At 67.9% G+C, this 626-nt stretch carries 1 protein-coding gene and 2 pseudogenes; 2 read left to right on the forward strand and 1 reads right to left on the reverse strand.

Translation table 11 applies throughout. The features are described from left to right. A partial coding sequence (locus FV223_RS29360) for an NAD(P)-dependent oxidoreductase (RefSeq protein WP_281407493.1) occupies positions 1 to 184 on the forward strand: 184 nt, incomplete at its 5' end. 171 nt (positions 185 to 355) lie between these two features. Then, positions 356 to 538 (forward strand): annotated as a pseudogene (locus tag FV223_RS29365) (repressor LexA); the annotation flags it as partial. On the opposite strand, the pseudogene FV223_RS29370 reads toward FV223_RS29365, so the two are convergent. Further along, a pseudogene (locus FV223_RS29370) lies at positions 536 to 626 on the reverse strand (repressor LexA); the annotation flags it as partial. The pseudogenes FV223_RS29365 and FV223_RS29370 sit on opposite strands and share 3 nt — an antisense overlap.

A 626-nucleotide genomic window follows, 5' to 3' on the forward strand; every position in this document is an offset into this window, starting at 1 on the left:
GCACCTCGGCGGGGCGGCGCTCGACGTGTTCGCCCAGGAGCCCGTGGACGCCGCGGGCGGCGCGGCGCTGATCGACGTGCCGAACCTCATCCTGACCCCGCACATCGCCGGCGTGACGCGGGAATCGAACGTGCGCGTCTCGGCGGTCACCGCCCGCGCCGTGCGCCGCAGCCTCGAGGGCTGAGCCCCGCAGCGCAGCGATCGAAAAGGGGCTCGGCGCGCGACGAAATTCGACGCACCGGTCGGATCGGCCGATGAGAACCCTTGCGGAACACTTGACGAACGTTTAACATGTTCGTGTTTTGTTTCTGCGGCTCCACCTTCGTGTGGCCGCGCATTCCTGCGAGCCGCGCCGATGCTGACCCGTAAACAGCTGGATCTCCTGCGATTCATCGACGAGCGGATGCGCGAGGACGGTGTTCCGCCGTCGTTCGACGAGATGAAGGACGCCCTCGATCTCAAGTCGAAATCGGGCATCCACCGGCTGATCACCGCCCTGGAGGAGCGCGGCTTCCTGCGCCGGCTTCCGAATCGGGCTCTGGTTCTGGATCGCCGAGATCGGCGTGCCGGCCGCGATCCGGCCCATCACCGGGATCGACACCGCGCGCCCGCTGTCGTCGACCATC

This window comes from Methylobacterium sp. WL116 (genome assembly GCF_008039455.1).
Classification (GTDB): domain Bacteria; phylum Pseudomonadota; class Alphaproteobacteria; order Rhizobiales; family Beijerinckiaceae; genus Methylobacterium.